Here is a 26,167-nt window from a genome sequence, read left to right on the forward strand (position 1 = left end):
CATGCCGTGCTCGCCGTGTCGAGGGACGGGGCGCGTGACGTCGAACCTCGGCGGCGAGGCCCACCAGGTGCCGTGTCCCTGGTGCGAAGGCACCGGGACGGCGATTCCGGGCCACGACGCGCAGGCCGCCGCGACTCACGCGCGCGAACGCGGCTGAGCGCCCCGCCGGCTCCGGTCACGGCGCCGCGACGATGGGGTTCCGCCCCTAGAACAACCGTCCAGATCCGGCATCGTCAGGAGTTCTGGCTAAAGCCTGGGGCGGCCGGGCCCGATAGGGGGCGTGAGCCGGTCCCAACGGTGCTAACGGCAAACCGCTCGTGAGGGCGGGACGCAAAGCCATCGGGTCTCGTGTGGTGCGAGACGGCCGGGTTGCCACCGGGGTTGAAGTGGACCCCCACGGTAGGCAGACCGCGGGAGCTGACTCGTCCAGCCATAGGTCCACAGCAATCCTCGGAGGATTCATCGCATGCTTCGCAACATGATCCGCAGCCTGCTGCACAAGAACGACGATGAGGGCTTCACGCTCATCGAGCTCCTGGTCGTCATCCTGATCATCGGCATCCTCGCCGCGATCGCCCTGCCCTCGTTCCTCGGTCAGTCCGACAAGGCCAAGGACTCCTCGGCCAAGTCCAACGCCCGCAACCTCGTCTCGCAGATCGAGTCCTGCTACACGACCACGAGCGACTACTCGCAGTGCCAGTCCTCGACGGCGCTGAACCCGACCGGCCTCGACCTCGGCACCGGCGCCGGCCAGGTCAGCGTCACCGCCGCCTCGACGACGGGCTACACCATCCTCGCCACCTCGAAGGCGCAGACCGGCAGCGCGAACAACACCTTCACGATCACGAAGGATCCGACCACCGGCGTCATCGCTCGCACCTGCACGGGCACCGACAGCTGCAACGGCGGGTCCTGGTAGCCCCACCGCAGCACCACTGACACACGCCGCACACGAGGCGGGCCCCCGGGCCCGCCTCGGCCATTTAAGGCTGGGTCCGGGCCGGTCGTAGGGGACCCGCCCGCAACCCGCGCGGGAGCCCGAGCACGCGGACGGGGTCGTGAACGCGTTTGTCGTTAGAACAAGCGTCCAGGTCCGCACGATTTTCGACGTGTTCCCTCAAGCGGTCGGGCGTGGCGCCCGAAACGTCCCATGAGCCGGTCCCATAGGTGCTAACGGCAAACCGCTCGTGAGGGCGGGACGCAAAGCCATCGGGTCTCGTGTGGTGCGAGACGGCCGGGTTGCCACCGGGGTTGAAGTGGACCCCCCACGGTAAGCAGACCGCGGGAGCTGACTCACAGCAGTCCAGGCAACGGTCCATTCGATCCCTTGGAGGGTTCAACTCACATGCTTCGCGCCATGCTCCGCAACGTCTTTCACAAGAACGAGGACGAGGGCTTCACGCTCATCGAGCTCCTGGTCGTCATCCTGATCATCGGCATCCTCGCCGCGATCGCCCTGCCCTCGTTCCTCGGTCAGTCCGACAAGGCCAAGGACTCCTCGGCCAAGTCCAACGCCCGCAACCTCGTCTCGCAGATCGAGTCCTGCTACACGACCACGAGCGACTACTCGCAGTGCCAGTCCTCGACGGCGCTGAACCCGACCGGCCTCGACCTCGGCACCGCCCCGGGCCAGGTCAGCGTCACCGCCGCCTCGACGACCGGCTACACCATCGTCGCCGTCTCCAAGGCGCAGACCAGCGGCACCGAGAACACCTTCACGATCACGAAGGATCCGACCACGGGCGTCATCGCTCGCACCTGCACGGGCACCGACAGCTGCAACGGCGGGTCCTGGTAGCCGCACCGCAGCACCACTGACACACGCCGCACACGAGGCGGGCCCCCGGGCCCGCCTCGGCCGTTTAAGGCGCGACGGCGCGCGGGACCGAACGTGTGCCGACCAGCCGGCGATGGCTCAAGGTCCATCACCGCACGTCGATAAGCGTCGCATGGCGACCGAGCAGAATGGCGTGATGCGCCGCGTTCCGCAGCGTTCGGAGCACGGCTTCACCCTGATTGAGCTCCTCGTGGTGATCCTGATCATCGGCATCCTCGCCGCGATCGCGCTGCCGCTGTACCTCGGCCAGTCGGACAAGGCGAAGGACGCCGAGGCGAAGTCGCGCGCACGCAACCTCGTGACCCAGGTCGAGGCGTGCTACACGATCACCGCGACCTACGCCTCATGCGTGACCGGGATGCCGTCGCTGGACTCGAGCGGTGCCGCCGGGGCCTCGGCGCAGAGCACCGCGGACGGGTACGAGATCACCGCGACGTCCAAGACGGGGAACCAGTTCGTCATCATCCGCAGCAGCACCGGGTTCGAGCGGACATGTGACGCGTCCGGGTCCTCGCACGGCGGCTGCCTGGCCAACAGCTGGTGAGGTCAAGGACGTGAGGGCCCCGGCCGATACGGTCGGACATCATGGCCGCCGCGCTGATCTTCGCCGCCCTCTTCGGTCTCGCGATCGGATCGTTCCTCAACGTCGTCATCTGGCGCCTGCCGCGCGGCGAGTCGCTCTCGCACCCGGGCTCGCACTGTCCGAAGTGCGAGACGCCGATCAAGCCGTACGACAACGTCCCGGTCGTCGGGTGGCTCATGCTGCGCGGGAAGTGCCGTAGCTGCGGCGCCCCGATCAGCGCCCGCTACCCGCTCGTGGAGGCGGCGACGGGCGCGCTGTACGTCCTTGTCGTCGCGGTCTGCTGGGACGACCTCAGCCGGATCGTCCTGGGGATCATGCTCGTCACGCTGCTCGTCCCCGTGACGATGATCGACCTCGACGTCCGCCGCATCCCGGACAAGCTCACGTTCCCGTTCGCGGTCGCCGGCGTGCTGGCGGTGGCCGCGCTCGACACGAGCCGCCTGCCCGAGGCCCTCATCGCGGGCGTGGCCGCGTTCGCCTTCTTCTACATCGCCGCGGTCGCCAAGCCCGGCGGGATGGGGTTCGGCGACGTCAAGCTCGCCGGCGTCCTCGGGATCTACCTCGGGCGCGCCGTCGCCCCGGGCATCTTCATCGGGCTCGTCAGCGGCATCGTCATCGGGGTCGTCGTGATCGGGCGCGTCGGCGTCGCGGAGGGTCGCAGGACCAAGGTGCCGTTCGGCCCGTCGCTCGCGCTCGGGGGCCTCATCGGCTTCCTCGTCGGGGACAGCATCGTCGACTCGTACCTCGACAGCTTCTGACCGTTCCGGGGGCGCGCGCCCGTGACGTGTCGTATTCGTCGGCGGGCGCTCAAGCCTGAGCCGCGATTGGACGAAAGGGGGAGTACGGCGGAGAAAAGGCAGCAGGACTCGCCGCCGATGCCGATCTGTCAGCTGTGGGGCCGTCTCGCGCCCCCCGACACCCAGGCAGGACCACACCCCCATGGCCAAGCGCTCAACACACATCACCGGCCTCGAGATCGACCCCAGCGCCATCACGGCGGCGGCGGTCGGGACCGACGGCAAACTCTCCGTCTCCAGCGCGGCGTACGCGTTGCTCGAGCCCGGCATCATCCGCGACGGGGAGGTGCAGGACGTCGCGGCGCTGAGCCAGGCCCTGAGGAGCCTCTTCGACGACCACCGCGAGCTCGACAAGCGGGTCCGGGTCGGCATCGCCAACCAGCGGATCGTGCTGCGTGTCATCGAGCTGCCGCCCATCAAGGACGAGAAGCAGCTGGCCCAGGCCGTCCGGTTCCTGGCCCAGGACCAGATCCCGATGCCGCTCGACTCGGCGGTCCTCGACTTCCGTCCCCTGGACATCGTCGACACGCCCGATGGCCCGCGCCAGCGCGTCGCCGTCGTGGCCGCGCGGCGCGACATGATCGACCGCGTCCTCGACGCCGTCCGCGGCGCCGGTCTCCGGATCGAGGGCATCGACCTCGCGGCGTTCGGCATGGTCCGTGCCCTGCACCATCACGGGCTGCCGGGCGAGACCGTCGTCTACCTCTCGGTCGGCGGCGTCACGAACCTCGCGGTCGCCCAGGGGACGACCTGCACCTTCACGCGCGTCATCGGGGGTGGCCTGGACGGCCTCGCCGTCGAGCTCGCCGAGCGCCGGGCGCTCACCCTCGAGCACGCGGGTGGCTGGCTGACCCACGTCGGGCTCGAGGAGCCCTGCGAGCTCGTCACGGGCTACGCCGACGACGGAGCCATCATCGAGGACGCCCGCGCGATCCTCATCGACGGCGTCCGCCGCATCGCCGGTGAGGTGCGCAACTCGGTCGACTTCCATCAGGGCAACGGGATCGACGGCGGCGTACAGCGCTGCGTCCTCACCGGGCCGGCCGTCGCCGTGCCGGGCTTCGCCGCGGCCCTGGCCGCCGACCTCGGACTCCCGGTCGACGCCGGCGATCTCCGTGTTCCCCCGGGCCTGGAGGCCGGCCGCCTGGCCGTCGCCGCCGGCCTCGCCGTCGAGGAGGCGCTGGTCGCATGAAGGCTGTCAACCTCATCCCGACCGAGGAGCGCCGTGGCGCCGGCGGGGCTGCCGGACGGACCGGCGGGGCCGCGTACATCCTCATCGGGGCCCTGACCCTCACCGTCGGCATGGCCGCGGCGTACGCGACGACGACGAAGTCGATCCATGACCGCAAGGCCGAGCTGACGACCGCCGAGCGGCAGGCTGCCGCCACCGAGGCGCGGGCGGCCGCGCTCGCCCCGTACACGCAGTTCGCCGGCATCCGCGCGAGCCGTGTCGCGACGGTCACGTCGATCGCGCAGAGCCGCTTCGACTGGGCCCACGCGATGCACGAGCTCGGGCGCACCCTCCCGCGCAACATCACCCTGACGTCGCTGAACGGCACGGTCTCGACCCAGACCGCGGCCGGCGGCGGTGGCGGCGGCAGCGTCGCCCTCCGCGCGGCGTACGACGTCCCCGCCATCGAGCTGCAGGGCTGCGCCCCGAGCCAGGCCGCGATCCCGCCGATGATGGCGGGCCTCCGGCAGGTCGACGGGGTGCGCCGCGTCGCGCTCCAGCAGTCCGTGAAGGGCGCGAGCACCGCACCCGCCGGCGGGACCACGGCAGGCGGGAAGCCGCAGCGTGCCGCCAACTGCGCGCGGAGCTTCAGCGCGGTCATCTTCTTCGACCCGAAGCCGCAGCCCTCGGTCGCGGGCGCCGCGGCGGTGCCCGCGGCCGCCGGTACCGCCCCGGTCGCCGCCACCGCGGTGACGACCCCGAGCACCACGGGAGGTGCGAAGTGACGACGCGTGATCGCACGGTGGCGATGGTCGTGGCGCTGTTCGCCATGGTCGCCGCCTTCTGGTTCCTCGTCCTCGCGCCGAAGCGCGACGACGCCGCGAGCCTCAAGGACCAGCTGTCGGCGGTCCAGACCCGCCTGGAGACCGCCCAGCAGTCGGCCGGCGCGGCCCTGCAGGCGAAGAAGACGTACGCCGACGACTACAAGGTCGTCACCGAGCTCGGCAAGGCCGTTCCCACCGACGACGACGTACCGTCGCTCGTCTACCAGCTCCAGACCTCGTCGGCGAAGAGCCACATCTCCTTCGACTCGATCAAGCTGACCGGCGGCGCTGCGCCCGCCGCCGCCCCCGCGGCGCCGGTCGCGACGCAGGCGGCTGCCGTCTCCGCGGCGTCGACGGGAAGCACGACGACGGGGGGCGCCACGACCACGACGCCCGCCGCGACGCCGGCCGCCCCCGCCGCCACCACGCCCGTCGCCGCCGCGCAGACCGCCTTCGCCGGCCTCCCGCCCGGTGCGGCGGTCGGTGCCGCGGGCCTGCCGACCATGCCGTTCTCGTTCGAGTTCTCCGGGCCGTTCCTGCGCCTCGAGAAGCTCCTCCGGCGCATCGCCGCCTACACGAAGACGAGCAAGGGCGTCATCAAGGTCAACGGCCGGCTCATGACGATCGACGCGATCAGCCTGACCGGCTTCCCGGCGATGAAGGCGACGATCAGCGCGACCGCGTTCGTCCTCCCGGCCGACCAGGGCCTCACGGCCGGCGGCACCCCGTCCACCCCCGGCGCCGTCAGCGCGGTCGCCACCACCCCGTCGACCTCCGGGACGACGACGGCGACCCCGGTCGCCGCCGCCGCGCCGGTTGCAGGAGTCACCAAGTGAGCTTCTTCCAGAACCTCTGGCGCGACCTCGTCGAGAAGCGCCTCTGGCCCGTCGCCGCGGCCCTCGTCGTCGCCGCCGTCGCCATCCCGCTCCTCATCGGCGGCGGATCCTCGGACACCGCTGCAGCGCCCGCTCCGCTCCCCGGCGAGCAGGAGGCCGCCCTGGTCCCGAGCACGCCGCAGGTGACGGTGGCCGGCGCGCCCTCCGACGTCGCCCGCTCCCGTGCCGGCGCCTCGCGCGACCCGTTCAAGCCGCTGGTCTTCGCGAAGGCGCCGAAGGCCGCGGTCGCCACGTCGGCCACCGGTGCGGCCTCGACCGTCGCCACCGCGGCGACGTCGTCCTCGACGAAGCCGGCGACGAGCGGCGGCTCGACGCCGACCGCCGGCTCGACCTCCACGGGATCGTCCTCGTCCTCGAGCTCGGGTTCGTCCGGCTCGGGCTCGTCCGGCACCGCGACGACGGTCACCCCGAAGGTCACGACGCCCGCGACCGTGAAGCCCTCGCTGACGAAGTTCGTCTACGCGCTCACGCTGACGCTAAAGCGCTCGGGCCAGAAGAGCATGCGCCACAACCTCCAGGCCGTGAGCTACGTGCCGTCCCCGTCGGCGCCGCTCCTCGCGTTCCTCGGCGTCCGCGCCGACGGCAGGACGGCGACCTTCCTCGTGGGCGACCGCGTGACGGTGTCCGGCAACGACCTCGTCTGCCGGCCGTCGCTGAAGGACTGCCGCTTCCTCGAGATCAAGCAGGGCGCGAACATCCTGTTCTCCAAGACGCCGGTCAGGGGCACGGCGAAGCACTACCGCCTCGTGCTGAACCGGGTCGCGCTCGTCCCGGTGAGCAAGGCGACGAAGGCGGCCGCCGCCCGGCGCATCCGCGCTGCCGGCAGCGCCGCGGCGCCCGAGCTCGCCCCGGCGCAGCTCGTCGGCTCCGGCCGCTGAGGCATCCGCCACGCGGGCGACCGGACGGCCTGGGCCGCCGGTCGCCACGTAGGATGGGCGGTCCTCATGGCACTGACGCTCATCACCGCCGGCGAATCGCACGGCCCCGGCCTCACCTGCATCGTCGACGGCCTGCCCGCCGGCCTCGAGCTCGACCGGGACTCGATCAACCGCGACATGCAGCGCCGCCAGCTCGGCCACGGACGCGGCGGCCGCATGAAGATCGAGAAGGACGGCGCCGAGGTCACCTCCGGCGTCCGTCACGGCCGCACGCTCGGTTCCGCGATCGCCCTCCGGGTCGACAACCGCGACTACAAGAACTGGGAGGAGCGGATGAACCCGTGGCCGGTCGAGGCCGACGTGCCGGAGGTCCACCTCCCGCGTCCCGGCCACGCCGACCTCGTCGGGGCCTGGAAGTACAACCAGACCGACATCCGCAACGTCCTCGAGCGCGCGAGCGCGCGCGAGACGGCAGCGCGCGTCGCCGGCGGCGCCCTCTGCAAGGCCTTCCTGAGCGCGCTCGGCGTCGAGGTCCGCTCGCACGTCGTGCAGATCGGCTCCGTCCACGCCCCGGAGCCGGCGACCCTCACCCTCGGGGACTTCGACGCGATCGACGAGGACCCGGTCCGCTGCCTCGACAAGGCCGCGAGCAAGGCGATGGTCGGCCACATCAACCAGCAGCGCAAGGCGAACGAGTCGATCGGCGGCGTGTTCGAGGTCGTCGCCTTCGGGCTCGTCCCCGGCCTCGGCTCGCACGTCTCCTGGGAGACGCGCCTGGACGGGCGCCTGGCGATGGCGATCTGCTCGATCCAGGCCGTGAAGGGCGTCTCGATCGGCGACGCGTGGGACGTCGCGGGCCGCCCCGGCTCGCAGGCCCACGACGAGATCTTCTACGAGGACGAGCACTACGCCCGCCACACGAACCACTCCGGCGGCCTCGAGGGCGGCATGACGACGGGCGACCCGCTCCTCGTCCGGGGCGCCATGAAGCCGCTGCCGACGCTCACGAAGCCCCTGCAGTCGGTGGACATCGCGACCCACGAGCCGGCGCAGGCGCTCCGCGAGCGCACCGACTCCTGCACGGTCCCGGCCGCGGGCGTCGTCGGCGAGGCGATGGTCGCGCACGTCCTGGCGAGCGCGTACATCGACAAGTTCGGCGGCGACCACATCGACGACGTGCGCGGGGCGCTCGACGCGTACCGCACGCGCATCGGCTGGACGTCCTGACCGCGGGGCCCGCCGCCACCATGCGCCCCGCGATCGTCTTCACCGGCTTCATGGGGGCGGGGAAGACGACCCTCGCCCGCGAGATCGCCCATGCCCTCGACCTCGAGGTGCGCGACTCCGACCGGCTGCTCACCGAGCGGTTCGGGATGGAGATCGAGGACTACTTCGTCGCCAACGGCGAGGCGGCCTTCCGGCGCGAGGAGGCCGACCTCGTCGGCGCGCTCCTCGACGGCGCCGACGGCGGCGTCATCGCGCTCGGCGGCGGCGCGCTGGGCAGCGAGCGCGTCCGGGAGGCGCTCCGCCGCCACACCGTCGTCCTCGTCGACGTCGACCTCGAGGTCGCCTGGCAGCGCGCCCACGGCCGCGGTCGCCCGCTCGCGCGCGACCGTGAGGCCTTCGTGGCCCTCTACCGCGAGCGCGAGGCGATCTACCTCGCGGCGGCCGACGTCGTCCTCCCGACGGGGACCGGGCTCGGTGCCGCGCGCCGCGCCGTCGACGCGATGGTGGCGCTCCCCGACGCGCCGCCCGGCACGCGGCTGCTGTGGGCGAGCGCGGCGACGGGCGAGTACCCGGTGTGGGTCGGGCGGGGGCTCCTCGGGCACGAGGGACTGCCGTGGCCGGCCGACGGCCGGCGCTTCGGGATCAGCGACCAGACCGTCGGCGAGCTGCACGCGGGCCACGTGCCGCGGCTCTCGGGGCTCATCGAGATCCCGCCCGGAGAGGGCGCCAAGACGCTCGCCACGACCGAGCGCGTCTGGCGCGCCCTCGTCGACGTCGGTGCGACCCGCGCGGACCACATCGTGGCCGTCGGCGGCGGGGTCGTCGGGGACCTCGCGGGCTTCGCGGCGGCGACCTTCCAGCGTGGCATCCCGGTCGTGCAGGTCCCGACGACCGTCGTCGCCCAGGTCGACTCGGCCTACGGCGGCAAGACCGGCGTCGACCTCCCCGAGGCGAAGAACTACGTCGGCGCCTACCACCAGCCCGCGGGCGTCGTCGTCGACACCTCCACGCTCGCGACGCTCCCGCCCGAGGAGCACGCGGCCGGCTACGCGGAGGTCGTGAAGACCGCGCTCATCGCCGGCGGCGCCCTGTGGGACCACGTCGGCCGCGGCCTGCCCGTCGACGACGACGTCATCCTCATGTGCGCCCGCACGAAGCTCGCCACGGTCGCCGCCGACGAGCGCGACGGCGGCCGCCGGCAGGTCCTCAACCTCGGGCACACGATCGGCCACGCGATCGAGACGGTCACCGGCTACGCCCGGTACCGCCACGGCGAGGCCGTCGCGCTCGGGCTGCTCGCCGCGCTGCAGCTCTCGGGGCTCCCGGACCTCCGCGACCAGGTCGCCGGACTGGCCGAGACCGCCGGCCTGCCAACGACGATGGACCCGCAGATCGACGTCGACGCCGTCCTCGCCGCGACGGCCAAGGACAAGAAGCGCGTGGGGGAGACGACGCCGTTCGTCCTCGTGTCCGAGCCCGGGACGGTGACCCACGGGCACCACCTCGGGCCCGCCGACGTCCGCGGGGCGATCGCGGCGCTGCTGCCCTGAGCGGCCGCGCACCGCGTAGGGTCGTGGGGTGAGCCCACGCAACCGCATCCAGGTCATCCACGGGGTCAATCTCGACCAGCTCGGGCGGCGTGATCCCGAGCACTACGGGACGCTGACCTTCGACGAGCTGGAGTACGCGATCGAGGGATTCGCGACCGAGCTCGACCTGCAGGTGACGTTCTTCCAGACGAACCACGAGGGCGCGCTCGTCGAGCACCTGCACCAGCTCGAGGGGATCGCCGACGCGATCGTCATCAACCCCGGGGCCTGGACGCACTACGCGTGGGCGATCCGCGACGCGCTGGAGCTCACCGGGCTCCCCGCGGTCGAGGTCCACCTCTCCGACGTCGACGCGCGCGAGGACTTCCGCAAGGTGTCGGTCATCCGCGACATCTGCGTCGCGACCGTGAAGGGGCTCGGGCCCGACGGCTACCGTGAGGCCCTCAGCCGCTGCAAAACCATCCTGGAGGACGCCTCGTGAGCACCAAGACCGACATGAGCCGGGCGCAGCGCGTGGCGGACCTCCTCGGCGAGGCGGGCGCCGACGCCCTCCTCGTCACCGGTTCCGTCAACCTCCGCTGGCTCACCGGCTTCACCGGGTCCAGCGGCCTGGCCGTCATCGGCGCGGGCGGCCTGCGCGTCTTCCTCACGGACTTCCGCTACCTGACCCAGTCCGCCGAGCAGCTCGACGAGGGCTGGGACCGCCACATCGTCCCCGACCTCGCGGGCGCCGTGCCGCAGCTCATCGGCGAGACGGTCACCCGCGTCGGCTTCGACGACGCGTCGGTCACCGTGAAGGAGCACGCGCGCCTCGCCGAGCTGCTGGGGGACGGGATCGAGCTCGTCCCGGCGGGCGGCCTCGTCGAGGGCCTGCGCGCCATCAAGGACGAGGCGGAGCTCGTGCGCCTGCGGGCGGCCGCCGCGCTCGCCGACACGGCGCTGCAGGAGGTCCTCGGGCGCGGGCTCGTGGGACGGACCGAGCGCGAGGTCGGCCTCGAACTCGAGTTCACGATGCGGAGGATGGGCGCCGAGGCCGTGTCCTTCCCGCCGATCATCGCCGCGGGCGCCCACGGCGCCCTGCCGCACGCCGAGCCGCGCGACGTCGCGATCCCCGCCGGCACGCTCGTCGTCATCGACTGGGGCGCGCAGCTCGACGGCTACGCCTCGGACTGCACCCGCACGTACGCCACGGGCGACCTCGACCCGCGTGCCGAGGAGATCTACAACATCGTCCTGCAGGCCCAGGAGGAGGCGCTGGCCGCCGTCCGCCCGGGTCCCACGGGCCAGGAGGTCGACGCCGTCGCCCGGGCCATCATCGACGGCGCCGGCCACGCCGAGCACTTCGGCCACGGGCTCGGTCACGGCGTCGGGATGGAGGTCCACGAGGGGCCGCGGCTCTCGAAGCTCGGCACGGTGGAGCTCGAGCCCGGCCACGTCGTGACCGTCGAGCCGGGGATCTACGTCCCGGGCGCCGTCGGCGTGCGCATCGAGGACCTCGTCGCCGTCACCGAGGGCGGGCACGAGGTGCTCAACGGGCTGAGCAAGGAGCTCACGGTCGTCGGCTGAGCCGCCGGCGCCAGCGCGCCCGCGAGCGACGGCAGCACCGCGGCGGCGCGGGCCCCGAGCTGCCCGCTGAAGGCGGCCCAGCGGGCCGGCGCGAAGACGGCGGCGACGAGGGCGGCGCCGGACGGGAGCGACCACAGCAGGTACAGGGCGGCCTGGCCGTCCGCGCTCACGTGGTCGCGGGCGAGGACCGTCGAGGCGTAGATCGCGACGCTCATCGCGAGCGTCGCGGCGGGGGCGCGACGGCGGGCGACGACCTCGTGCGCGGCGAGCGCCATGACGAGCGGCAGGTGGTAGTACGCGGTGTCCCACGGATCGACGACGCAGCGCAGGAAGAAGCACAACGCGAGCAGCAGGAGCGTGTCATCGCGGCGGATCCGCCTCGCGGCGGCGAGCGCCCCGGCGGCGAGGGGTGCGGCGAGCACCGGGAGGTGGCCGAGGGCGAAGACCCAGCCGGGCCCCGTCCGGTAGCCGACCTTCGCGCCGTACAGCCCGTGCACGACGCCGCCGTGGTGGCCGAGGAACCACGACCACTGCCACGGCTGGAAGATCTGCGAGCCCTGCGCGGCGAACGTCCGCGCGCTCCCGGTCGCCGCCGTCCCGTGCAGGAGCGCCGGCGCCAGGACGGCGCCGCAGAGGGCACCCGCCACGAGGACGAACGTCACCCGTCCGTGGCGGAGCGCGACGAGGGCGGGAAGGACGGCGAGGACCGCCCAGGCCTTGTTGGCCCCGGCGAGACCGAGCAGCACGCCCGCCGCGACGGGCCGGTCGGCGAACGCGGCCATGACGCCGGCGGCGCACAGCACGGCGCCGAGCAGCTCCTCGGGGTGCCCGGTGTCGAGGGCCGGGAGAATGAGCGGGTTCGCGACGACGACCGCGAGCGCGAGCCACGGGGCGAGCGCCGTCCGCCCGTCGCGGGGGGCCAGACGGGCGAAGAGGTGGACGCCGAGCAGCAGCGCCGCCGCGAGGCAGGGGAGGGCGAGGACGCGGTAGACGGCGAGCTCGCCGCCGCCCGCCGCGTGGGCGGCGAGGGCGAACGGCGCCCGGAGGACGAGCGACCCGCCGTAGGCCGGGAGGGTGCCGAGGAACGCGCCGAGATGGCCTGCGGTGAGCTGCGAGACGGCGGGCAGCGCCTCGGCCTCGTAGTCGGTGAACGCGACCGTGAGCAGCGTCGACGCGGCCATCAGCGCGAGGACGGCCGCCCCGAGGAGTGCCGCCATCGCGACGCCGCCCCTGCGGGGGTGGGCGGCGTCGCGACGGGCGGGTGTGAGGGGGATCACGAGGAATGCATCGGCGCAACCGCGGCTCGCCTGTAGCCCCGTGCCGATCCCGGGCGCCCGGCTAGCGCAGCCCGGCGAGCGCGACGTAGCGCCGCGCCGTCGCCGGATCCCGCGTCACCGCCGCCGTCGCGACGGCCGCCCAGCGCACCCGGCCACCGCGCACGCCGAAGAGGTAGCTGCGGCCCGCGCCGGCGCGGCGGATGAGCATCGTGCTCCCGAAGCGCGTCGCCGTGCCGGCCAGCCGTGACGCCGCGCTTCCGCGGCCGACGCCCGCGACGCGGTGGCGCGACGCGTCCGAGATGACGAGCCCGACGCGCTCGCCCGGCGTGAAGACGGCCCGCACGCGGGCCTTCGCGTTGCCACGACCCTTGACGCGGTAGCTCCAGACGCGGCCCTTGCGCGAGGCGGGCTGGCCGCCGCCGCGCAGGAGCTCCTCGGGGGCGACGGCGAGCTTCGTCAGGCCGAGCCCGGCGCGGCCGAACCGCAGGCGGGCCTCACGGCGCTCGCGGTACTCCGGCGCGATCCCGTCCGCGCGCTCCCACATCTGCAGGTACGCCTCCGGGCCCTTCGCCATGTCGTCGACGATCCGCTGCCCGCAGACGTGCCTGAGGTCCTCGACCCAGTCCGGGTACAGGCCGTAGTGGGCGACGCCGTCGGTGTTGATGTCGAACGTCCGCTCCCCGGTCCTCTCACGCGTGAACGTCACGCGCCCGTCGAAGGACTTGAACGGGTAGGTCACCGGGTCGGGGCCGTTCCGCGGGCCGCCCTGTCCGCCGAACCCGTTCATGTCCGCGCCCCACCCGAAGCCGAAGAGGTACCGCGGGTCGCGCTTCGGCGCGATCTGTCGGTAGGCCTTGCAGAAGCTCTGCGTGTTGCCGGCATAGGGGGTGACGATGCCGCCGGACGCGTAGATCCGCGGGTAGGCGTCGGCCGTGGACCAGCTGTGGCTCGAGATGACCCCCGAGTAGCCCTGCGACTCGGTGAGCGACAGCAGCGCCTTGCGGGCGATGACGTCGAGGTGGTCGGGGTCGACGATCATGCCCCGCTTCATCATGCCGCGGACGAGGTGGTCGCCGAGGGTGCTGAGGCCGAGCTTGTTGCAGTGCGGGGCCGGCGGGTAGAGCGGCAGCGCGCTGTTCGGCGCGAGGATCGCGAGCGCCGAGCCGAGCAGCTGGTCGCGCGACGTGCCCGGGAGGGTGTACTGGGTGCGGTCGGCCTCCTCGGGCTCGCCCGTGCACGTCTCGAGGTCCCAGAACTGGCCGGTCTCGAGCTTGTTGCCGGCGTTGACGATGACGCCGGTCGTCCCGCTGTCGCCCGCGACCCCGCCGAACCCGTTGTTGAACTTGTTGATGAGCTCCATGTCGCGGACGCCGAGCTTGTCGTAGGCCTCCGCGAGCCCGGCGTCGACCTGGGCCTTGTCGCAGGTCGGCGAGCCGTCCTTCAGGCCGCAGTCGAAGAGGTTGGACACCTCGATCCCCGGGACGACCGCGAGCTTGCCCGCGTTGATGACGCGGCGCGCCTGGAACGGGTCCTTCACGATGCGGAACCAGCCCTTGCCGGGGCCGCCCTCCTGCGCGTCGATGTAGTCCTCGAGCTGGCGCAGCCGCTTGGCCTGCAGCCGGACGCTCGTCATCTCGTTGCAGCTGTTGTGCTTAACGGGGTACAGCGAGCAGAGCGCGTGGTTCTCGACGAAGAGGTTCACGAAGACCCGCAGGCCGCCCATCCACGCGCGCTCGAGCCAGCGGTAGTAGCTCTGCTCGTGGGTCAGGGACTCGTGCGCGGGCCAGTCGCGGAAGGTCGGCCAGCCGACGGGATCCTGCGGCTGGGCCGGGTTCGTCTCACCGGCGAGGAAGTTGTCGACGACGATCTCGCCCTGCTGGTTGACGAGGTTGTTCCGGCTGCAGGTGGGGAGGGCGTGGGTGACGCCGTAGGGGTCCCACGGCTTGCCGCAGTGGATGTCCCCGCCGAGGAACTCGTAGGCCATCATGTGCATGTGCGCGTCGATGAGGCCGCGCGTCTCCGAGTACGGCGTCTTGCCGGTGCCGGGCTTGCCGGTGGCGTCGAGCTCCGCCTCCGGGAAGGTCGCGCAGCCGTCGGCCGGGGCGAACGTGAAGCGCCCGGCCGACCCGGCGGCCGTCAGGACGAGGCGCCCGGCCGCGTCGGTCGTGAGGGCCCGGCCGGCCTGGGTCACGAGCGTGAAGGCGGCGCGGTCGGGCGTCGTGTCGACGACGAAGTCCCCGTCGGGCCCGCCGTCCGCGGCCGTGACGACGGCGTTCGCGGTCGTGGAGAGGAAGTCGCCGGCCCTGCCGTAGAGCAGGTACGAGCCCAGGCGCGTGGCCTGCATCCGCAGCGGCTCGGCGGCGGCGACGGTGGTCGCGGTCGCCGCGTACCCGTTGCCTGCGGCCTTCGCGACGTACCGGCCGTCGGCGGCCTGCAGGGCGTAGCAGCCGTGGACGAGGGCGTAGCGGGCGCCCGGGGGCAGCGCCGCGGCGGCCGCGGGTGCCGGCGCGGCGGCGACGCCGGCGGTCAGCACGGCGAGCGCCAGCGCGGCGAGCGTCCGGTGGAGGGAGCGACGGCGGACGGGGGAAGGGCCGGACATGGCGCGCGAGCCTATGTGGGACGCACGTCCAGGAACAAGGCCGTTCATCCGTCGACGCCCGCAACGGGCCGGGCGGGACGACGCGCCACCGGCCCGACGTGGCAGGCTCGGACCGTGACCGACAGCGCCCTGCAGCTCTCCGCCACCCCGGTCGCCCTGCTCGACGAGGGTTTCGCGGGCGCGCGCCTCCGGGGCGCGGGGCCGCAGCCCGACGCGGTCTGGCGGGCGAAGCTCCGCGACGACGACAGCCGGGTCTGGCGCGCCGTCGCCGCCTCACCCGAGGCACTGGCGGGCGCCTGGGTGCCCGCGAAGGCGAGCACCGGGCACCTCGCCGCGCTCGTGTCGCTGCGACCGGTCGAGGTCGAGCTGCGCGTCGAGCTGCCCGACGGCCGTGCCGTCTCACGCACCCTCACGCGGCGGCTGCTCGCCGACGGCGTGAAGGTGCGCCGCTGGAAGGACGGGCTCGTCGCGACGCTGAACCGGCCGGCCGGCGAGGGGCCGTGGCCGGCGGTCGTGCTCGACGCGACCTCTGGGCCGGACGCCGTCGCCGTCGCCGCGCTCGCCGGCGCCCTGCTCGCCTCGCGTGGGGTGTTGAACGTCGCCGTCGCCCCGCCCGCGCGGCCGAAGGACGGGTCCGCCGCCGACGTGCTGGCGCGGGCCGGCGTGCTGCTCGCGGCGCTGCCGGCGGCCGGCGGCCCGCCGCTCGTCGTCCCGGTCGCCGCGCCGGAGGCGGACGTCACCGGCGGCGGGCTCGTCGCGCCGGTCCCGCCCGGCGTCGGGGTGCGCGGGGCCGGGGCGGGGCCTGAGGCCGCCGCCGCACGCGGGTCGGCTTGGGACGCGCTGCTCGCCGCGGTCGGCGCCACGCCGCGCGGCTGAGGCGGACCCCCGCCGTCAGCGCGCGAGGCGCCGCGCGGCGAAGCGCTGCGTCACCGCGTGGCGGACGTCCCGCACGAGGTCGCGCAGGAGCGCCGTGCTCTCGGCGTCGAGCGGCGCGAAGCGCACGGCGGTGCCGCGCGGGGTGATCCGGACGACGACGGCCGTCGCGATGACGGACGGGTGGTCCCCGGGAAGGTCGAGGCGCAGCTGGAGCGTGTCGCCGGGTCCGCCGAGCGTCCGTGCGGCGAGCAGCGCGCCCGTGGCCGAGACGTCGACCGTGGTGGTGGCGACGGCGCCGCCGACGGCCCCGACGACCTGGACGGGGAGCTCGAGCGGGAGCCGGGGGGCGAAGCGCCGGCTCGGCACGTGGCCGTGGGCGTCGGCGAGGAACGTGAGCCACCGCGCGCTGTCGCGGACGAGCACGCCGTCGAGCAGGACCGCGTGGTCACCGTGCGCGAAGGAGAGGGTGCTGCGGGTCGGCAGGCGGACGCGATCGAGCACGCCGGGGTCGTCCGGGGTGAGCAGGGCGACGCCGCGCTCGACGACGCCGACCGTCGCGGCGATGCGCCGCGTGCGCTGCCCGGCCGGGCCGAGCAGGTAGAGGTTCACCGCCTGGTAGTCGCGAAGCCGCCGCACTGCTCCGGGTCATCGGCCGCCCGGCGGAGACCTGCAGCGGCGGTCGTCCACCTTGGCCGGCGCGCGAAACACCGCGGACGTCCGATGCGCCGTCGGGCGCCGTCGGCGCCCGTACGACGATGTTCGCGACCACCGGGGGCGGCACCGCCGCGTACGCCGTCCGCGGGGGCGCCTGCGGCAGGTGTGGGCCAACGCCCACGCCGGGACCGCCCGGGGGGCCGGCGCGCGGCGCGCCGGGCGGCCCGGCGGCGACCGGCGCTCTAGACTCCCTCGCAGCCATGATCAGCACGAACCAGCTCAAGAACGGCAACCACATCGAGGTTGACGGGACGATCTTCAAGGTCGTCGAGTTCCAGCACGTCAAGCCCGGCAAGGGCCCGGCCTTCGTGCGGACGAAGCTGCGGCGCACGAAGGACGGCAACGTCATCGACAAGACCTTCCGCGCGGGGGAGAAGTTCCGCTCGGTCCGCACCGAGGCCCGCAAGATGACCTTCCTCTACGGCGACGGCACCGACGCGCACTTCATGGACGCCGAGACGTTCGAGCAGACCGCGATCCCCGAGACCGCGCTCGCCGACAAGCTCCGGTGGACGAAGCCGAACGAGACCGTCGACCTGCTGTTCATCGACGGGGAGCCCGCCGACATCCAGCTCGCCTCTTCGGTCGAGCTCGAGATCACCCACACCGAGCCCGGGGTCCGCGGCGACACCGCCTCGGGGGGTGGCAACAAGCCCGCCACCCTCGAGACCGGTGCGGAGATCCAGGTGCCGCTGTTCGTCAACGTCGGGGACCGCGTGAAGGTCCAGACGGAGACCGGCCAGTACATGTCGAGGGTCTGAGCACCACCTCTTGCCCCGCCGCAGCGACCAGCGCCGCGCCGCCGTCTTCGCGCTCTACCAGCACGACCTCACGAAGCGCGAGCTCGACGACCTCTTCGAGCCGTCCGCGTCGACGTTCACCCGCGCCCTGGCCTACGCCACCCAGGACTACGCCGAGGATCTCGACGCGCTCATCGAGCGCTACGCCAAGGGCTGGACGCTCGACCGCATCGCCCCGCTCGAGAAGGCGATCATGCGCGTCGCGCTGCTCGAGATGCTGCACCCCGACGCGGCCCCGGCCGACGCGCCGATCCCCGCCGAGGGCGCGATCGACGAGGCCGTCGAGACCGCCAAGGAGTTCTGCGGCAGCGAGGCGCCCGGCTTCGTCAACGGCATCCTCGCCGCGGTGCTCCGCGGTCGGGGGCAGGGGACATCCGCGCCCGGAGGCCCGGATGTCCTCGGCGCGAACTCGCCCGCGGCTCCGTCGCGCGGCCCGGAGGCGCCGTGAGCGACGCCCCGCTGCCGCCCGCCGATCAGCGCGACACGGCCGCCCTCGAGCGCCTCGTCGCACATCTGGAGGACGTCGCCGCCCGCCTGCGCGCCGGCGACCTCGAGCCGGAGGCCGCCGCGAAGCTCGTCGACGACTGCGCGCAGGTCGCCTCCAACGCGAGCGCGGAGCTCGAGCGGCTCGCCCGCGTCGCCGCCTCCGAGCCGCTCCCCGGCCAGGACCAGCTGCTGTGAGCACCGCCGGCCGTGCGGTGACGGGCGTGTACCCCGAGGCGCTCCGCGAGCGGGTCGACGCCTACCTCGCCGAGCTCCGCTTCCCGTCGGTCGCGCCCGAGACGGCCGGGCTCGAGGAGGCGATGCGCTACAGCCTGCTCGCGGGCGGCAAGCGGATCCGGCCCGTCCTCGCCCTCGCGACCCAGCAGGCGATCGGCGGCGACCCGGAGACGGTGCTCCCGCTCGCCGCGGCGATCGAGCTCATCCACACGTACTCGCTCATCCACGACGACCTGCCGGCGATGGACGACGACGACCTGCGCCGCGGCCGCCCGACCTGCCACGTGAAGTTCGGGGAGGACGTCGCGATCCTCGCGGGCGACGCGCTCTACGCCGAGGCGCTGCGCCTCCTGCTCACCGCGCAGGCCGGCCCGCCCGCCGGGATCCTCGCCGCCGCGCGCGAGCTGACGGCCGCGACCGGCGTCGACGGCATGGTCGGCGGGCAGTATCTCGACGTCGCGGGCGTCGCGCCCGACGACGCGGGTGGGCTGCGGACCGTGCACGCCCTGAAGACGGGTCGCCTGATCGGGGCGTCGATCGCCTGCGTATTACTCCTCGACGGCATGACCGGCCCTTCCATCACCGCCTTCCGCAGCTTCGCGGACGAACTCGGCATCCTCTTCCAGATCGTCGACGACATCCTCGACGTCACGTCGACCGCGGACGCCATGGGCAAGCCCCAGGGCAGCGACGAGCGGCAGGGCAAGCGGACCTACGTCAGCGAGTACGGTCTGGAGGGGGCCCAGCGGCTCGCCGCCGAGTGCCACGGCCGGGCGCACGCGGCCCTCGCCGCCACCGGCCCCGAGCGCGCCGCCCACCTCGCCGAGCTCGAGCAGATCACCGACTTCATCTTCACGCGGACGTCCTAGGACGATGACCACGACCTCCCGCCCGACGAGCACCTCATGACACGCATCCTCGACCGCATCGACCGCCCCCAGGACCTCCACGGCCTCACCGACGAGGAGCTCGTCCAGGTCTCCCAGGAGGTCCGCGAGCACATCATCGACACGGTCGGCGAGATCGGCGGCCACTTTGGCGCGAACCTCGGCACGTGCGAGATCGCCGTCGCGCTGCACTCGCTGCTCGACTCGCCGCGGGACAAGATCCTCTGGGACGTCGGGCACCAGGCGTACCCGCACAAGGTCCTCACCGGCCGCCGCGACCAGCTCGCGACGATCCGCAAGTACGAGGGCCTCGCGCCGTTCTGCGCGATCACCGAGTCCGAGCACGACATCATGGGCGCGGGCCATGCCTCGACGTCGATCGGCTACGCCGTCGGCCTCAAGGAGGGGATGCGGCTGAAGGGCGACATCGACGAGGGCCAGGTCGTGGCGGTCATCGGCGACGGCTCGATGACCGGCGGCGTCGCCTTCGAGGCGATCTCCCAGGCCGGCGGGATGGGCACGCCGATCGTCGTCATCCTCAACGACAACGGGATGTCGATCTCCCCGAACGTGGGGGCGCTCAGCGGCTACTTCAACCGCGTCCGGCTGAACCCGAAGCTCTGGCACGCCCGCGACACCGTCGAGCACCGCCTCGTCGAGCTGCCGCGGATCGGCAAGGCGGTCGAGCGGCTCGGTCCGCAGCTGAAGGAGTCGATCAAGTCCTTCTGGGCCCCCGGCCTGTGGTGGGAGGAGCTCGACTGGGCGTACATGGGCGTCGTCGACGGCCACGACGTCCACGCGCTCCGCGCCGCGCTGCGCCAGGCCTTCAAGGCCGAGCGTCCCGTCGTCGTCCACGTCGCGACGGTCAAGGGCAAGGGCTTCGCGCCCGCCGAGGACGGCGGGCTGGAGGGTCAGGAGACCTGGCACGCCGCCAAGCCGAAGTCGATCTCGGGCGGCGTCCCCGTCAAGGCCGTCCCGGCGCCCGCCGGCGCCGCGCCCGCAGCCCCGCAGTACACGAAGGTCTTCGGGGACGCGCTCGTCGCCGAGGTCCGCCGCGACCGTCGCGTCGCGGGCATCACCGCCGCGATGAACTCCGGCACCGGGCTGAACATCCTCCAGAAGGCCGAGCCCGAGCACTACTTCGACGTCGGCATCGCCGAGCAGCAGGGGATCCTCTTCGCCGCCGGCCTCGCGCTCGAGGGCCGCAAGCCGGTCGCCGCGATCTACTCGACGTTCCTGCAGCGCGCGTACGACCAGATCGTCCACGACGTCTGCCTGCAGAAGCTCAACGTCGTGTTCGCGATGGACCGCGCCGGCCTCGTCGGCGACGACGGCCCGACGCACCACGGCGTCTTCGACATCGCCTACCTGCGGTCGCTGCCGCACATCGTCTGCGCGGCCCCGCGCGACGAGCCGATGCTCCAGCGGATGCTCCGCACGGCGCTGCTGCAGGACGAGGCCCCGTTCGCGCTGCGGTACCCGCGCGGTGAAGGTCCCGGCTCCCCGCTGCTGACGCCGGACGCGATCACGCCGGTGGAGATCGGGCAGGGCGAGGTGCTCGCCGAGGGCGACGGCCGCGTCGCGCTCGTCGGCTACGGCTCCGGCGTCCATAAGGCCCTGGAGGCCGCGGCGCTGCTCGCCGGCGCCGGGATCGTCGCGACCGTCGCCGATGCCCGCTTCGCGAAGCCGATCGACGTGGACCTCATGGCCCGCCTCAGCGCCGACCACGAGCTCGTCGTGACCCTCGAGGAGGGCGTGCTGCAGGGCGGCTTCGGCTCCGCCGTGTGGGAGGCGCTCAACGAGGCCGGCCTCGACGGCGCCTCCGGCGGCCCCGCCACGGCACGGCTGCTGCGCGTCGGGATGCCGGACCGGTACGTCACGCACGGCAAGCCCGCGTTGCTGCACGAGGAGGTCGGGTTCACCGGCCGGGCCGTCGCGCGCCGCGTCGCCGAGGTCCTCCGCGTGGACCTGTCCGACGTCCTCGCCGCCGAGCTCTCCTCGTAGGCCCGCTGCACCCGCAGATCCTGGCCCTCCTCGAGGAGGACCCGGGGGAGGCCGAGCCGACCGAGCTCGTCGCGATGCGGGGCGCCTACAAGGCGATCGCGGAGCGCCTCGGCGGGGTACCGGCCCACGTCAGGGAGGCGATCGACGAGCGCGTCGGGGAGGCGGACGTGCGCGTCTACCGGCCCGACCCCGAGGCGGACGGCTCCGCCGGCATCATCGTCTACGTCCACGGCGGCGGCTGGCGGCTCGGCGACCTGGATGACTTCGACCGGATCGGCCGGGCGCTCTGCGCCGCCTCCGGTCACCACGTCGCGAGCGTGGGGTACCGCCTCGCGCCCGAGCACCCCTTCCCGGCGGCCCGCGACGACGTCCTCGGCGCGGTCGACTGGGCGACGTCGGCGGGCGCCGCCGCGTACGGGTGGGACCCGGGCCGCGTCGTCCTCTGCGGCGACAGCGCCGGGGGCCAGCTCGCCGCCGTCGCCGCCCGGCATCGGCGCGGGCCGGCGCTGCGCGCGCAGGTGCTCGCCTACCCGGCGCTCGACGCGACGCTGTCGGCCGACTCCTACACGCGCCTGGACGGCAGCCCCATGCTGACGGCGCAGGTCATGCGCGACTGCTGGGCCGACTACGCGGCGGGCCACGACCCGGCCGACCCTGATCTGTCGCCCGGCCTCGCCGAGGACCAGGACGGCCTGCCGCCGGCGCTCGTCGTCGTGGCGTCGCACGACGTCCTGCGCGACGACGGGACGCGCTACGCCGAGCGCCTGCGGGCCGCCGGGATCCCCGTCGTCGTCCGCGACGTCGACGGGCACCCGCACGGCTTCCTGCGCTGGGCGGGCGCGGTGGACGCCGCCGGCGAGACGCTCGCGGCGATGGGTCAGTACGCCGCGGCGGCGCTCGGGCGCTGACGCGGACCGGGGGCCGCGGGGCCGCGGGGCCGCGGCGCCGTGGGCGGTGCGCCGGGCCGGGCCGGGCGGGTCGCGCAAATGAAACGGCCCGCCGGGGAAGGCGGGCCGTTTCGGGGGAGGAGAGGTACTGCTATTCGGGGTACGTCATATGGAGCACTGAGGGAAGTTCGGGTCCGGCTAGGCGCGCAGGCTGTAGCGCGTCGTGAGGTTGCCGGCGAGCTGCAGGAGCCCGATCGCGGCGAGCACGAGGCCGGCCTGGCGGTCACCGTCGCCGGCGACGAGCGCCGCGGTGAAGGTGACGGCGAGGACGGTCGCCCAGTCCGCGGCGTGAAGCGCGGAGACCGGGACCGGGAGGAGGCCACGCTCGTCGGGCTGCTCGACGAGCGCGACGCCGACGGTGACGGCGCCGAGGACGATCGCCATGACGGTGGCGGGCGCCTCGAAGCCCGCGAGGAACGGGACGACCATCGTCAGCAGCCCGGTGATGAGACGGAGGGCGGCGTGGACGGGAAAGGGGATGAGGCGGAGCGCGGTCATCGGGCTATGGAGTGTGGTGGTTGCGCGCGCAATGAGGTGTGACGTCCATCACACGGGGCAGGCGGCCGCTATGGTCACGCCGCGATGCCCAAGGTCCGCCTGGACACCCTGCTGGCCCAGCGCGGGCTCTTCGAGTCGCGGACGCGCGCGGCCGCGTCGGTCATGGCGGGCGAGGTCCGGCTGGGGACCGGCGGCGAGCGGGCGCAGAAGCCCGGCCAGATGGTCGCCGAGGACGCCGTCGTCTCCGTCGACGCCGCGCCGCGTCACGTCTCCCGCGGGGGGACGAAGCTCGCGAACGCCCTCGACGCGCTGGGCGTGCCGGTGACCGGCCGTCGTGCCCTCGACGTCGGCGCCTCGACCGGTGGCTTCACCGATCATCTGCTCCAGGAGGGCGCCGTCCACGTCATCGCGCTCGACGTCGCCTACGGCGAGCTGAGCTGGAAGCTGCGCTCCGACGATCGCGTGACGGTGATGGAACGCTGCAACGCCCGTGCCGTGGAGCCCGCGATGCTCCCGTACGCTCCGGATCTCGTGGTCGCCGACGTCTCCTTCATCTCGCTGGCCAAGGTCCTGCCGGCGGTGCTCGCCTGCGCCGCGCCCGAGTACGACGCGCTCGTCATGGTCAAGCCGCAGTTCGAGGTCGGACGGGACCGGGTCGGCAAGGGCGGCGTCGTCCGTGACCCGGAGCTCCGCCGCGAGGCCGTCGCGTCCGTTGCGGCGAGCGCCATCGCCGCCGGCGCCGCCGTCTGCGGGGCCGCGCCGTCGGGCCTGCCGGGGCCCAAGGGCAACCACGAGACCTTCCTGTGGCTCGCCGAGGCGGGACGCGCGGGGGCGTGGGACGACGTCCCGGCCGCGCTTGCCGCGGTGGACGGCATCTGATGTCCCAACACCGCACCCCGCCGCACTCCCGGGCCCCCGCGCGGACGGTTTCCGTCCTCACCCATCAGCGCCCCGGGCAGACCGAGGCGGCGCTCGGGACGCTCCGCGCGGCGGCCGAGGCCGCGGGCGTCACGCTCCGCTTCGACGTCGAGGAGACCGCGAAGCACCACCTCGTCGCCGACGCGGTGCTGACCCCCGACGCGCCCCTCAGCGACGACGTCGAGCTGTGCGTCGTCCTCGGCGGCGACGGCACCATCCTGCGCGCCCTGCGCCGCTACGCCGGGACGAGCGTGCCGGTCTTCGCGGTGAACTTCGGCGAGGTCGGGTTCCTCGCGACGATCGACCCGGACGAGGTCCTCGACGGCTTCACGCGCGCGTTCTCGGGCGATTTCGAGGTTCTGACGCTCCCCGCGATCGCCCTCGAGCTGCCGGGCGGCGTCCAGGCGGCGATCAACGACGTGTCGATCCACCGCAAGGTCGGCGAGCGCGTCGCGCGGCTGGCCTACGGCGTCGACGGCGAGGAGGTCGGGAGCGTCCGCTGCGACGGGCTCGTCATCTCCACCCCGGCCGGCTCGACGGGCTACAACCTCGCCAACGGCGGGCCGGTCCTGGCCTGGGGCGTGGAGGGGTACGTCGTCTCGTTCATCGCGCCGCACTCGCTGACGGCGCGCGCCCTCGTCGTCGCCCCGGACGACGAGCTCGTCATCCACAACCGCGGGCGCGACACCGTCGACGTCTCGGTCGACGGCCGGCCGGTCGCCGAGCTCGGCCCCGGGGAGCACATCGCCGCCCGCTTCGTGCGCGAGGCCGCGGACCTCGCCCAGGTGCCCGGATCCTCGTTCTACCGGCGCATCCGCGAGAAGTTCGGGCGCCTCGCGTCGTAAGCCGCGCGATTCGTGCCGGAAGTGCGCCGGAACGCGCACGACGCGGCCCGGTCCATCCGTCACGGCCGGTACAACGGAGCGGTGCTGTCGCAGCTGCATGTCGAGAACCTCCTGCTCATCGAGCGAGCCTCGCTGGACCTGACCCCGGGCCTGAACGTCCTCACGGGCGAGACCGGCGCGGGCAAGACCGTGCTCGCCCACGCGCTGGACCTGCTGCTCGGGGGCCGCGCGAAGAGCGGCATCGTCCGCCCCGGGGCCGCCGAGGCCTACGTCGAGGGCGTCTTCGAGCTGCCGGACGGGCTCCGCGAGGCGCTCGTCGCCGCCGATCAGCTCGCCCCGGACGCCGACGAGCTCGTCCTCGCCCGCCGCGTGCGAGAGGACGGCCGCACCCGCGCGTCCCTCAACGGCCGCTCCTGCTCGGTGTCCGACCTGCGCGACGTCGCGGCCGGCCTCATCGCCTTCTACGGGCAGCACGAGCACCGCCGCCTGACGCTCGCCTCCGCCCAGCTCGAGCTGCTCGACGGCGCCTGCGGGCCGGGCCACGGCGAGGCGAAGGCACGGTACGCGGCGCTCCACGACGAGGTCCGGGCGCTGGAGGGGTCGCTCGACGGCCTGCGCGAGGCCGCCGGCGCCCGGGACCGCGAGCTCGACCTCCTCGAGTTCGAGCTGAACGAGATCCGCGAGCTCGCCCCGACCGAGGCCGAGGAGGGCGAGCTGCGCGCGACGCGCGACCGGCTGCGCCACGTGGAGACCTTGCGCTCCGGCGCGTGGGGCGCGGCGGAGGCGCTCACGCCCGAGGAGGGCATGGGCGTCACGGGGCTGCTCGCCTTCGGCGGTGGCGGCCTCGAGGCGGCCGAGGGCGTCGATCCGTCCCTCGACGCGCTCACCGTCCGCTGGAACGCCCTCGCCTTCGAGGCGCAGGACCTCGCGACCGAGCTGCGCGCCTACGCCGAGGGGCTGGAGAGCTCGCCGGAGGAGCTCGACGCCGTCGAGGAGCGCCTCGCCGCGTACGACCGCCTCGCGCGCAAGCACGGCGGGTCGATCGCCGCGGTGCTCGCGCACGCGGACACCTGCCAGGCGCGCTGGGAGGAGCTCTCGGGCGCCGAGGTGGCCCTCGAGGAGGCGCAGGCCCGGCTCGCCGCGACCGTCGAGCGCCGCGCTGCCGCCGCGGAGGAGCTGCGCGCCGCCCGGGTCGCGGCCGCGCCGGTGCTCGCCGCCGCGGTCCGCGAGCGTCTGGCGAAGCTCGCCATGGAGGCCGCCGTCTTCGAGATCGACGTGCAGCCGAAGGAGCCCGGGGCCGGCGGGGCCGACACGGTCGAGTTCCTCATCGCGTCCAACCCGGGGGTGCCGGCGGGCCCGCTGCGCGACATCGCGTCCGGCGGTGAGCTCTCGCGGGTGATGCTCGCGCTGATGGGCGTCGCGAACGACGGCTCTTCCGCGACGCTCGTGTTCGACGAGGTCGACGCCGGCATCGGCGGCCAGACGGCGCGCGCGGTCGGCGAGCAGCTTCGCGACCTCGCGGTGGGCCGGCAGGTCGTCTGCATCACCCACCTCCCGCAGATCGCCTCGCTCGCGGCGCGGCACTTCTCGATCGAGAAGGACACGTCCACGAGCCCGGCGCGGACGACGGTCCGGACGCTCGGCGCCAAGGATCTCGTGCCCGAGCTCGTCCGGATGCTCGGCGCCGAGTCCGACGACGTGGCGGCCCGCCGTCACGCGAAGGAGCTGCTGAAGGCGGCCTGAGCGCTCGCCA

26 protein-coding genes and 2 riboswitches are annotated in these 26,167 nt (G+C 73.8%); of the genes, 22 read left to right on the forward strand and 4 right to left on the reverse strand.

Features of this window, described 5'->3' with window-relative positions; all coding sequences use genetic code 11:
* Window positions 1–295: 295 nt before the first annotated feature.
* Window positions 296–377: riboswitch (cyclic di-GMP riboswitch) on the forward strand.
* Window positions 378–466: 89 nt separating this feature from the next.
* The 12 genes from NBH00_RS14390 to NBH00_RS14445 all read left to right on the forward strand — a co-directional run bounded on the left by NBH00_RS14390 (window position 467) and on the right by NBH00_RS14445 (window position 11,329).
* Window positions 467–919: a type IV pilin protein gene (locus tag NBH00_RS14390; RefSeq protein ID WP_254569287.1), complete on the forward strand. Its 453-nt coding sequence runs from the start codon at window positions 467–469 to the stop codon at window positions 917–919.
* A 246-nt stretch (window positions 920–1,165) separates the two neighbouring features.
* A riboswitch (cyclic di-GMP riboswitch) is annotated at window positions 1,166–1,247 on the forward strand.
* A gap of 110 nt (window positions 1,248–1,357) precedes the next feature.
* A complete protein-coding gene (locus NBH00_RS25265; protein ID WP_302182634.1) occupies window positions 1,358–1,798 on the forward strand; it encodes a type IV pilin protein in 441 nt (146 codons plus the stop codon).
* Between the two features lie 175 nt (window positions 1,799–1,973).
* Window positions 1,974–2,381 carry a type IV pilin protein gene (locus NBH00_RS25270; protein WP_302182635.1) on the forward strand — a complete coding sequence of 136 codons (408 nt, stop codon included), beginning with the start codon at window positions 1,974–1,976 and terminating at the stop codon, window positions 2,379–2,381.
* Window positions 2,382–2,422: 41 nt separating this feature from the next.
* On the forward strand, window positions 2,423–3,178 hold the full coding sequence (locus tag NBH00_RS14405) for a prepilin peptidase (RefSeq protein ID WP_254569288.1): 756 nt from the start codon (window positions 2,423–2,425) through the stop codon (window positions 3,176–3,178).
* Window positions 3,179–3,359: 181 nt separating this feature from the next.
* A complete protein-coding gene (pilM, locus tag NBH00_RS14410; RefSeq protein WP_254569289.1) occupies window positions 3,360–4,409 on the forward strand; it encodes a pilus assembly protein PilM in 1,050 nt (349 codons plus the stop codon).
* Window positions 4,406–5,173: a hypothetical protein gene (locus tag NBH00_RS14415; RefSeq protein ID WP_254569290.1), complete on the forward strand. Its 768-nt coding sequence runs from the start codon at window positions 4,406–4,408 to the stop codon at window positions 5,171–5,173. The genes pilM and NBH00_RS14415 overlap by 4 nt, the downstream gene beginning before the upstream one ends.
* Window positions 5,170–6,048: a hypothetical protein gene (locus tag NBH00_RS14420; protein WP_254569291.1), complete on the forward strand. Its 879-nt coding sequence runs from the start codon at window positions 5,170–5,172 to the stop codon at window positions 6,046–6,048. The genes NBH00_RS14415 and NBH00_RS14420 overlap by 4 nt, the downstream gene beginning before the upstream one ends.
* On the forward strand, window positions 6,045–6,986 hold the full coding sequence (locus NBH00_RS14425) for a hypothetical protein (protein WP_254569292.1): 942 nt from the start codon (window positions 6,045–6,047) through the stop codon (window positions 6,984–6,986). Before NBH00_RS14420 ends, NBH00_RS14425 begins: the two co-directional genes overlap by 4 nt.
* 66 nt (window positions 6,987–7,052) lie before the next feature.
* On the forward strand, window positions 7,053–8,213 hold the full coding sequence (aroC, locus tag NBH00_RS14430; RefSeq protein WP_254569293.1) for a chorismate synthase: 1,161 nt from the start codon (window positions 7,053–7,055) through the stop codon (window positions 8,211–8,213).
* Window positions 8,214–8,233: 20 nt separating this feature from the next.
* On the forward strand, window positions 8,234–9,763 hold the full coding sequence (locus tag NBH00_RS14435) for a bifunctional shikimate kinase/3-dehydroquinate synthase (protein ID WP_254569294.1): 1,530 nt from the start codon (window positions 8,234–8,236) through the stop codon (window positions 9,761–9,763).
* A 28-nt stretch (window positions 9,764–9,791) separates the two neighbouring features.
* Window positions 9,792–10,244 carry a type II 3-dehydroquinate dehydratase gene (locus tag NBH00_RS14440; protein WP_254569295.1) on the forward strand — a complete coding sequence of 151 codons (453 nt, stop codon included), beginning with the start codon at window positions 9,792–9,794 and terminating at the stop codon, window positions 10,242–10,244.
* Entirely contained in the window at window positions 10,241–11,329 is a 1,089-nt protein-coding gene (locus NBH00_RS14445) for a M24 family metallopeptidase (protein ID WP_254569296.1), read from the forward strand. The genes NBH00_RS14440 and NBH00_RS14445 overlap by 4 nt, the downstream gene beginning before the upstream one ends.
* On the opposite strand, the gene NBH00_RS14450 is transcribed toward NBH00_RS14445, so the two are convergent.
* On the reverse strand, window positions 11,221–12,606 hold the full coding sequence (locus NBH00_RS14450; protein ID WP_254569297.1) for a glycosyltransferase 87 family protein: 1,386 nt from the start codon (window positions 12,604–12,606) through the stop codon (window positions 11,221–11,223). The two genes, NBH00_RS14445 and NBH00_RS14450, sit on opposite strands and share 109 nt — an antisense overlap.
* A 61-nt stretch (window positions 12,607–12,667) precedes the next feature.
* A complete protein-coding gene (locus NBH00_RS14455) occupies window positions 12,668–15,205 on the reverse strand; it encodes a Coagulation factor 5/8 type domain-containing protein (protein ID WP_254569298.1) in 2,538 nt (845 codons plus the stop codon).
* Window positions 15,206–15,319: 114 nt separating this feature from the next.
* Here NBH00_RS14455 and NBH00_RS14460 point away from each other — a divergent pair, with 114 nt between their 5' ends.
* On the forward strand, window positions 15,320–16,081 hold the full coding sequence (locus tag NBH00_RS14460; RefSeq protein ID WP_254569299.1) for a hypothetical protein: 762 nt from the start codon (window positions 15,320–15,322) through the stop codon (window positions 16,079–16,081).
* 15 nt (window positions 16,082–16,096) lie between these two features.
* On the opposite strand, the gene NBH00_RS14465 is transcribed toward NBH00_RS14460, so the two are convergent.
* A complete protein-coding gene (locus NBH00_RS14465) occupies window positions 16,097–16,717 on the reverse strand; it encodes a PilZ domain-containing protein (RefSeq protein WP_254569300.1) in 621 nt (206 codons plus the stop codon).
* Window positions 16,718–16,995: 278 nt separating this feature from the next.
* Between NBH00_RS14465 and efp the strand changes: the two genes are divergently transcribed.
* The 6 genes from efp (at window position 16,996) to NBH00_RS14495 (ending at window position 22,114) form a co-directional block, all read left to right on the forward strand.
* Window positions 16,996–17,556, forward strand: coding sequence for an elongation factor P (gene efp / locus NBH00_RS14470; protein WP_254569301.1), 561 nt, complete (start codon window positions 16,996–16,998; stop codon window positions 17,554–17,556).
* 10 nt (window positions 17,557–17,566) lie between these two features.
* Window positions 17,567–18,043, forward strand: a complete 477-nt coding sequence (locus NBH00_RS14475) for a transcription antitermination protein NusB (RefSeq protein ID WP_254569302.1) — start codon at window positions 17,567–17,569, stop codon at window positions 18,041–18,043.
* Window positions 18,040–18,276, forward strand: coding sequence for a hypothetical protein (locus NBH00_RS14480; RefSeq protein WP_254569303.1), 237 nt, complete (start codon window positions 18,040–18,042; stop codon window positions 18,274–18,276). Before NBH00_RS14475 ends, NBH00_RS14480 begins: the two co-directional genes overlap by 4 nt.
* Window positions 18,273–19,184 (forward strand): polyprenyl synthetase family protein, encoded by a 912-nt coding sequence (locus tag NBH00_RS14485; RefSeq protein ID WP_254569304.1) that lies wholly within the window; start codon window positions 18,273–18,275, stop codon window positions 19,182–19,184. Before NBH00_RS14480 ends, NBH00_RS14485 begins: the two co-directional genes overlap by 4 nt.
* A gap of 36 nt (window positions 19,185–19,220) precedes the next feature.
* On the forward strand, window positions 19,221–21,206 hold the full coding sequence (gene dxs / locus NBH00_RS14490; RefSeq protein ID WP_254569305.1) for a 1-deoxy-D-xylulose-5-phosphate synthase: 1,986 nt from the start codon (window positions 19,221–19,223) through the stop codon (window positions 21,204–21,206).
* A gap of 74 nt (window positions 21,207–21,280) precedes the next feature.
* Window positions 21,281–22,114 (forward strand): alpha/beta hydrolase, encoded by an 834-nt coding sequence (locus NBH00_RS14495; RefSeq protein ID WP_254569306.1) that lies wholly within the window; start codon window positions 21,281–21,283, stop codon window positions 22,112–22,114.
* Between the two features lie 177 nt (window positions 22,115–22,291).
* On the opposite strand, the gene NBH00_RS14500 is transcribed toward NBH00_RS14495, so the two are convergent.
* Window positions 22,292–22,651, reverse strand: coding sequence for a hypothetical protein (locus NBH00_RS14500; RefSeq protein WP_254569307.1), 360 nt, complete (start codon window positions 22,649–22,651; stop codon window positions 22,292–22,294).
* Window positions 22,652–22,735: 84 nt separating this feature from the next.
* On the opposite strand from NBH00_RS14500, the gene NBH00_RS14505 reads away from it, so the two are divergent.
* The 3 genes from NBH00_RS14505 (at window position 22,736) to recN (ending at window position 26,157) form a co-directional block, all read left to right on the forward strand.
* Window positions 22,736–23,530: a TlyA family RNA methyltransferase gene (locus tag NBH00_RS14505; RefSeq protein ID WP_254569308.1), complete on the forward strand. Its 795-nt coding sequence runs from the start codon at window positions 22,736–22,738 to the stop codon at window positions 23,528–23,530.
* A complete protein-coding gene (locus NBH00_RS14510) occupies window positions 23,530–24,414 on the forward strand; it encodes an NAD(+)/NADH kinase (RefSeq protein WP_254569309.1) in 885 nt (294 codons plus the stop codon). Before NBH00_RS14505 ends, NBH00_RS14510 begins: the two co-directional genes overlap by 1 nt.
* An 81-nt stretch (window positions 24,415–24,495) precedes the next feature.
* A complete protein-coding gene (gene recN / locus NBH00_RS14515) occupies window positions 24,496–26,157 on the forward strand; it encodes a DNA repair protein RecN (protein ID WP_254569310.1) in 1,662 nt (553 codons plus the stop codon).
* Window positions 26,158–26,167: the final 10 nt, after the last annotated feature.

Origin of the sequence: Paraconexibacter antarcticus, from assembly GCF_024220175.1 — a bacterium.
GTDB classification, from domain to species: Bacteria; Actinomycetota; Thermoleophilia; order Solirubrobacterales; family Solirubrobacteraceae; genus Paraconexibacter; species Paraconexibacter antarcticus.